The 7,157-nt window shown below is 64.3% G+C and carries 7 protein-coding genes; 6 read left to right on the top strand and 1 reads right to left on the bottom strand.

All coding sequences use genetic code 11. From position 1 onward, the window contains the following. The first annotated feature begins 206 nt into the window (after positions 1–206). From AC1DN0_RS30120 to AC1DN0_RS30100, 5 genes are all read left to right on the top strand, one after another. Positions 207–1,073, top strand: a complete 867-nt coding sequence (locus tag AC1DN0_RS30120; RefSeq protein ID WP_051648864.1) for an IclR family transcriptional regulator — start codon at positions 207–209, stop codon at positions 1,071–1,073. Between the two features lie 24 nt (positions 1,074–1,097). Then, on the top strand, positions 1,098–2,039 hold the full coding sequence (locus AC1DN0_RS30115; protein ID WP_477146224.1) for a dihydrodipicolinate synthase family protein: 942 nt from the start codon (positions 1,098–1,100) through the stop codon (positions 2,037–2,039). An 80-nt stretch (positions 2,040–2,119) separates the two neighbouring features. Continuing rightward, a complete protein-coding gene (locus AC1DN0_RS30110; protein ID WP_441633167.1) occupies positions 2,120–2,824 on the top strand; it encodes an SDR family NAD(P)-dependent oxidoreductase in 705 nt (234 codons plus the stop codon). Between the two features lie 164 nt (positions 2,825–2,988). Continuing rightward, positions 2,989–4,161, top strand: a complete 1,173-nt coding sequence (locus tag AC1DN0_RS30105) for a mandelate racemase/muconate lactonizing enzyme family protein (protein WP_441633165.1) — start codon at positions 2,989–2,991, stop codon at positions 4,159–4,161. 141 nt (positions 4,162–4,302) lie between these two features. Beyond that, positions 4,303–5,265: a Bug family tripartite tricarboxylate transporter substrate binding protein gene (locus tag AC1DN0_RS30100; RefSeq protein WP_276290955.1), complete on the top strand. Its 963-nt coding sequence runs from the start codon at positions 4,303–4,305 to the stop codon at positions 5,263–5,265. 16 nt (positions 5,266–5,281) lie between these two features. On the opposite strand, the gene AC1DN0_RS30095 is transcribed toward AC1DN0_RS30100, so the two are convergent. Continuing rightward, entirely contained in the window at positions 5,282–5,791 is a 510-nt protein-coding gene (locus AC1DN0_RS30095) for an Lrp/AsnC family transcriptional regulator (protein ID WP_045236588.1), read from the bottom strand. Between the two features lie 204 nt (positions 5,792–5,995). Here AC1DN0_RS30095 and AC1DN0_RS30090 point away from each other — a divergent pair, with 204 nt between their 5' ends. Beyond that, positions 5,996–7,012 carry a 1-aminocyclopropane-1-carboxylate deaminase gene (locus AC1DN0_RS30090; protein WP_441633163.1) on the top strand — a complete coding sequence of 339 codons (1,017 nt, stop codon included), beginning with the start codon at positions 5,996–5,998 and terminating at the stop codon, positions 7,010–7,012. Positions 7,013–7,157 lie beyond the last annotated feature (145 nt).

Here is a 7,157-nt window from a genome sequence, read left to right as displayed (position 1 = left end):
GAACAAGAGGTGCCGTGATGCGGCGCCTTGTTTCAGATTTAAGTTGCGAATAAAAATTCGCAATCCGAATTCCAAAGGGCCGGCCGCGATGCCGGCGTTCATCCACCAGTCATGAGCGAGGGCTTTCCTCTGTCAGTTCAGCGAATTAAAATTCGGAATCCGAACTCAAGCCGGGTTCGCACCTGAACTAACCGTGGAGATTGAAAATGGCTACCGAGAACCCTGTCCGTTCCGCATCGAAAGCAAGCAGCGCGGGCGACGCATCCAAGAACACGGTGCAGTCGCTGGCGAAGGGCTTCCGCATTCTCGAAGCGTTCTCGGCCCAGGAGCCCGAACTCACCATGGCGGAAGTGGCGCGGCGCTCCGGGCTGGACAACGCGACCGCCTTCCGCTTCCTCAACACGCTGGTGGATATCGGTTATGTGCAGCGCGTGCCGGACACGCGCTTGTTCAGGCTGTCGCTGAAGGTGCTGGACCTTGGCTTCGACGCCATCGCCCATTCCGACCTGCGCACGCGGGCAAGGCCGATCCTGCGCGCGCTGGTGGGGGAGATCAACGAAGCCGCTTCCATCGGCGTGCTGGATGGCCCGGATGTGTTGTACGCCGAGCGTATCCAGGCGGGCCTGACGCGGCTCGGCGTGGATATCCGCATCGGCAGCCGGGTGCCGGCTTATTCCACCGCTGTTGGTTACGCCATCCTGGCCTGGCTGCCCGAGGACATGCAGGCCCGCGTGCTGGATGCCCAGCCGCGGCAAAAGCTGACCGACCACACGCTGACCGATCTCGGCACCATTCTTGAACGCCTGAAGACCGTGCGCGCCAAGGGTTATGCGCTGTCGGACCAGGAGACTGTATCGGGCCTCTACGTGGTCGCCGCCCCGGTGCTGGATGTCGACGGCGTGCCGGTTGCGGGCCTGAGCGTGGCGGCGCCGGCGATGAACACCTCGCTTGAAGATTTCGAATCGACCACGGCCCCGGCGGTAGTGCATGCGGCCACCGAACTGGCCCGTGCGTTGCAACCCTCCGGAGGATTCATTCCTCCCACCCTGACCACCACCGTATTGCGCAGATAGCGCAAGCCTTACCAGGAGACGAACGTGTCTGATATCAATTTCCGCGGCATCATTCCCGCCATTGCAGTCCCCTTCAATGCGGACTACAGCATCAACGAACCGGAGTTGCGCCGCTTCTCCAGGTGGCTGGGCGGGCAGGAGGGCGTGACCGCCCTGATGACCAATGGCCATACCGGTGAAGTCTTCTCGCTGACCCCGCGCGAGCGCGCCGAAGTGACCCGCATCACCGCCGACGCCACCAAGGGCATTTGCCCGGTGATCTCGTCGGTGGTCTGCGAAGGCATCAACGATGCCGTGGAGCAGGCGGGCTGGGCCAGGGAAGCCGGGGCCGCCGGACTCGATATCATGCCGCCGCATCACTGGCTGCGCTTTGGCTTCAAGCCGGAACACTGCCTCGATTACTTCRACGCCATCGGCAAGGCCAGCGGGCTGCCCCTGGTGGTGCATATCTACCCCGCCTGGACGCGCGGCTCCTACTCGTCCGAACTGCTCGCCGAACTGGCAAAGCTGCCTTATGTGAAGGCCTTCAAGATGGGCGAGCGCGAGATGAACAAGTACGCGCGCGATATCAAGGAAATCCGCGCCGCCGATCCCACCAAGGTGCTGATGACCTGCCATGACGAATACCTGCTGGCGTCGCTGGTGCAGGGTCTCGACGGCGCGCTGGTCGGCTTTGCCTCGCTGATTCCCGGCCTGATCAACGATCTGCTCAAGGCGGTCAAGGCTGGCGACCTGCATGAAGCGATGCGCGTGCAGGCCCTGATCAATCCGCTCAAGGACGCGGTGTATGGCGCCGGTGAACCCACGGGCGAAGCGCACGGCCGCATGAAGGCCGCCATGGCGCTGGCCGGCATCCTGAGCGATGGCACCGTGCGCCCGCCGACCCATGCCCCGTCGGCCGCGGAACTGGCCGCCATCAAGGCCGCGCTGGAACAGGCCGGCATCACCCAGAAGGCCGTAGCCTGATCCTGAACGGGTCCGGCCTCGCGCCGCGCAACCAGCGCGCGAGGCCGGGCCGCCAGCAACTGCATGTCAAAGGGGCTTCGATGAGCCAATCCATGCAAGCCGACGCGCCACTCGCAAGGCATGCCCTTGTCACGGGCGCCAGTTCCGGCATCGGCGCCGCCATCGCCCGGCGCTTGCTGTCCGCGGGCTGGCGGGTGACCGGTCTTGACCGCGCGCCGGCGGAGAGCGCCGAGCGCTTCAGTGCGATCGAGGTAGACCTGACGGACGCGGTGAAACTCGCCGCCGCCGTGGCCGCCCTGCCGCGTGTCGACGCCATCGTCCATGCCGCCGGTTATATGCGCACGGCGGTTCTCGGCGAACTGAAGGCCGGGGACGGGGAGGGCATGTGGCGCATCCATGTGGAAGCCGCCGCCGTGCTGGCTAACGCGCTGGTGCCGACATTGCCGGATGGCGCCCGCATCGTGCTGATCGGCAGCCGCACGGCGGCGGGCGCGCCGGGGCGCAGCCAGTACGCAGCGACCAAGGCCGCGCTGGTGGGCATGGCGCGCTCATGGGCGGCGGAACTGGCGCCGCGCGGCATCACGGTCAATGTGGTGGCGCCGGGCGCCACCGAGACCCCCATGCTTAACGATCCCGGCCGCAAGGGCACGCCGCCGCGCACCCCGCCCATCGGGCGCTTTATCCAGCCCGGCGAAGTGGCCGGGATGGTGAGCTTCCTGCTCGGCCCGGATGCCGGGGCCATCACCGGCCAGCAGATCGTGATCTGTGGCGGCGGCTCGCTGTAGGGCGCCCGGCCGATATATCGAATTACCGAAGCATTCAAGACACCGAAGACACCGAACACCGAACACCGAGCACCGAACACCGAACACCGAACACCGAACACCGAACACCGAACACCGAACACCGAACACCGAACACCGAACACCAAAGACACTGGAGACAAGCAATGTCCGTCCGCATCATTGACGTCCGCGAAGTGACGAAACCGATTTCGTCGCCCATCCGCAATGCCTATATCGATTTCTCGAAGATGACGAGCAGTCTCGTCGCCGTGGTGACCGATGCCTTCCGCGACGGCAAGCGCGTGATCGGCTATGGCTTCAACTCCAACGGCCGCTACGGCCAGGGCGGGCTGATCCGCGAGCGTTTCGCGCCGCGCATCCTGGCGGCCGATCCGGCTTCGCTGCTGGACGACGCAGGCACCAACCTCGATCCCAATCGCGTGTGGGCAGCCACCATGTCCAACGAGAAGCCCGGCGGCCACGGCGAACGCTCGGTGGCGGTCGGCACCATCGACATGGCGGTGTGGGATGCGGTGGCCAAGATCGCCGGCAAGCCGCTGTTCCAGTTGCTGGCGGAGCGCCACGGCGTCAAGGCCAACCCGCGTGTCTTCGTCTATGCCGCAGGTGGTTATTACTACCCCGGCAAGGACCTGTCCGCGCTGCGCGCCGAGATGCGCTCCTACCTCGAGCGCGGCTACAACGTGGTCAAGATGAAGATCGGCGGCGCCAGCCTGGAAGAAGACAGCGCGCGCATCGAGGCCGTGCTGCAGGAGATCGGCACCGACGCGCAGCTCGCGGTCGATGCCAATGGCCGCTTCGACCTGGATACCGCCATCGCCTACGCCAAGATGCTGCGCGACTATCCGCTGTTCTGGTACGAGGAGGCTGGCGACCCGCTGGACTACCACCTGCAGGCCACGCTGGCCGAGTATTACCCCGGCGCCATGGCCACGGGCGAGAACCTGTTCAGCCACCAGGACGCGCGCAACCTGATCCGCTATGGCGCCATGCGCGCCGACCGCGATTACCTGCAGTTCGATTGCGCGCTGTCCTACGGCCTCGTCGAGTACGAACGCACGCTGGAAGTGCTGAAGACTTTCGGCTGGTCGCCCAGCCGCTGCATTCCGCATGGCGGCCACCAGATGTCGCTCAATATCGCAGCCGGCCTGGGTCTGGGCGGCAACGAAAGCTATCCCGACCTGTTCCAGCCCTATGGCGGCTTCCCCGATGGCGTCAAGGTGATCGACGGGCACATCACCATGCCGGAGTTGCCGGGCATTGGTTTCGAGGGCAAGGCGGATCTCTATGCGGAGATGGCGGCGCTGGCGCAGCCTTGAAGATGCGCCAGAGCCGTTTGAAATGACGGCGGCGGTTGCTCCCTCTCCCCCTCAGGGGGAGAGGGAGCAAACCTGAACCGTGCACCCGGACAAAGAACCGCCCTCAAGGGGCGGACCTGCAGTCGAGACAGGAGACAAACAATGCTGTTCCATCGATTCTTCCGCTGTGCCGCGGGCGCGCTGCTGCTGTGCGCCGCCGCCGCTTCCGCGCAGACCTACCCGAACAAGGCCGTGCGCGTCATCATCCCGTTCCCGCCCGGCGGGCCCACCGACACCGTTGGCCGCATGCTGGCGCAAAAGCTGTCCGAGCAGACCGGGCAGAGTTTTATCGTCGACAACCGGCCCGGCGGCCAGGGCATCATTGGCGCCGATGCGGTGGCCAAGGGGGCCGCCGATGGCTACACGCTGCTGTTCAGCGCCTCCACCTTCACCACCACGCCGATGACACTGAAATCGTCTCCCTACGACGTGACGAAGGATTTCGTGCCGATCGCGCTGGTCGGCAAGGGCCCGCTGGCCGTGTCGGTCAACAAGAACCTGCCCATCAAGAACATCAAGGAACTGATCGCCTACGCACAGGCGCACCCGGGCAAGATGTCGTTCGCGATCGGCTCGCAGGCCTCCGCCGGGCATTTGTCGACGGAACTGCTCAAGCGCACGAGCAAGATCGATTACCTGGTGGTGCCGTACAAGGGCTCGGCGCCTGCCTACCAGGACCTGATCGGTGGCGCCATCGACGGCTTTATCGATCCGGTGCTTGGCGCCCTGACGTACCACAAGAGCGGCATGGTACGGGTGGTCGCGGTGACTTCCAAGGAGCGGCTGCCCTCCATGCCCGATGTGCCAACCGTTGCCGAGACCGTGCCGGGCTACGAGTTCTACTCGTGGTACGGGCTGTGGGGCCCGGCCAAGCTTCCGCCGGAAGTGATCAAGCGGATCAACGCCGAGGTCAACAAGGCATTGGCTTCGGACCTGCGCACCAGGCTGGCCGAACAGGGCTACCTGTTGTCGCCCGGCACGCCGGAAGACTTTGCGCGGTTTGAAAAGGAAGATATGGCCCGTTCCGCCAAGATCGTCGCGGAAGCGAAGATCCGCGCGGAGTAGCCCACCCCGCGGCGCTTCAGATCGGAAACTGCGTCGTCGACAGCACCTGCTTGAGTACCATGAACGAGCGTATCTGCCGGACCCCCGGCAGGTACAGCAGTTGCTCCGCATGGAGGCGATTGAAGCTCTCGCTGTCCTTGGTCCGCAGCATCATGAAGTAGTCGAATTCGCCCGTCACCACGTGGCACTCCATGCATCCGGAGACCTTCTGGGCGGCCTTCTCGAACTCCGAGAAGGATTCCGGCGTGGACCTGTCCAGCACCACGCCGATCATCACCAGCATCCCCGCGTCGAGCGCGGCGGGGTTCAGCAGCGCCACGATGCCACGAATCAGTCCGAGTTCCTTCAGCCGCTCCACGCGCCGCAGGCACGCTGGCGGGCTCAGGCTGACCTTGGCTGCCAGCGCCACATTAGAGACGGACGCGTCGCGCTGAAGCGCGCGCAGGATGGCTTTATCGGTGCGGTCCAATGCCTCGGAAAGTGGCGCGGAATGCTCTGATTTGGTGCGCAATTTTGTTTCGTCCATGGCTATTTCTAAAAAATAAACAGGTCAAAAAATTGGATCGATATTTTTTATAGTGCATAAACAGAACGATATTTGCAACCATGTTTCGCGCATTTTTTTCTAGGATTGAGGCCATGCAGCATCAACGAAAGGCGGTTCCACATGCCAGTGTTCTTCGCCAGTCTTGATGCCTGGATCCCCGCCCTCAACCCAGGAGTCGCCAGCATGAATCTCAAACGCTTTCCCCGCCACCAACTGACGTTCGGACCCACGCCCATCCAGCCGCTGAAACGACTCGGCGCACATCTCGGCGGCAAGGTCGACCTCTATGCCAAGCGCGAGGACTGCAACAGCGGCCTGGCGTTCGGCGGCAACAAGACGCGCAAGCTCGAATACATCATTCCGGACGCGCTCGCCCAGGGGTGCGACACGCTCGTCTCCATCGGTGGCATCCAGTCGAACCAGACTCGCCAGGTCGCCGCCGTGGCGGCGCATCTCGGCCTGAAGTGCGTGCTCGTGCAGGAGAACTGGGTGAACTACTCSGACGCCGTCTATGACCGCGTTGGCAATATCCAGATGTCGCGGATCATGGGCGCCGACGTGCGCCTGGTCAGCGATGGTTTCGATATCGGGATCCGCAAGAGCTGGGAAGATGCCATGGAAAGCGTGCGCCAGGCCGGCGGCAAGCCCTACCCGATTCCGGCAGGGTGCTCCGAACATCCGCTGGGCGGCCTGGGTTTTGTCGGCTTCGCCGAAGAAGTGCGCGCACAGGAGGCCGAACTCGGCTTCAAGTTCGACTACATCGTGGTCTGCTCGGTCACCGGCAGCACGCAGGCTGGCATGGTGGTCGGCTTCGCGGCCGATGGCCGGGCCAACCGCGTGATCGGTATTGACGCATCGGCCAAGCCGGAGCAGACCCGTGCGCAGATCCTGCGCATTGCGAAGAACACCGCGCATCTGGTCGACCTCGGCCGGGATATCACCGGCGAAGACGTGGTGCTCGACACGCGCTACGGCGGGCCGGAGTATGGCTTGCCGTCCGAGGATACGCTCGAAGCCATCCGGCTGAGCGCCAGGTTCGAGGGCATGATGACCGACCCGGTCTATGAAGGGAAATCGATGCAGGGCATGATCGACATGGTCCGCCGCGGCGAATTCCCGGAAGGCTCCAAGGTGCTCTACGCCCACCTGGGCGGCGCCCCGGCGCTGAGTGCTTATAGCTTCCCGTTCAGGAACGGCTGAACCCGCCTGCGCACTTGCCTGCGCACGTGACGATCTCCTTGATGTATCCCCTTGATGCCGGTCGTTCAACGCCGGAATCAAGGGGCGCCTGATCGGCAGCACGCCTGGTCTCGCTTTGCCCCCGTCTGCCCCGTCGCTCAATCAC

Source organism: Cupriavidus sp. 05N39 (genome assembly GCF_056397325.1).
The sequence above is the reverse complement of the archived record's forward strand: the minus strand, read 5'-3'. Positions and strand labels throughout refer to the sequence as shown.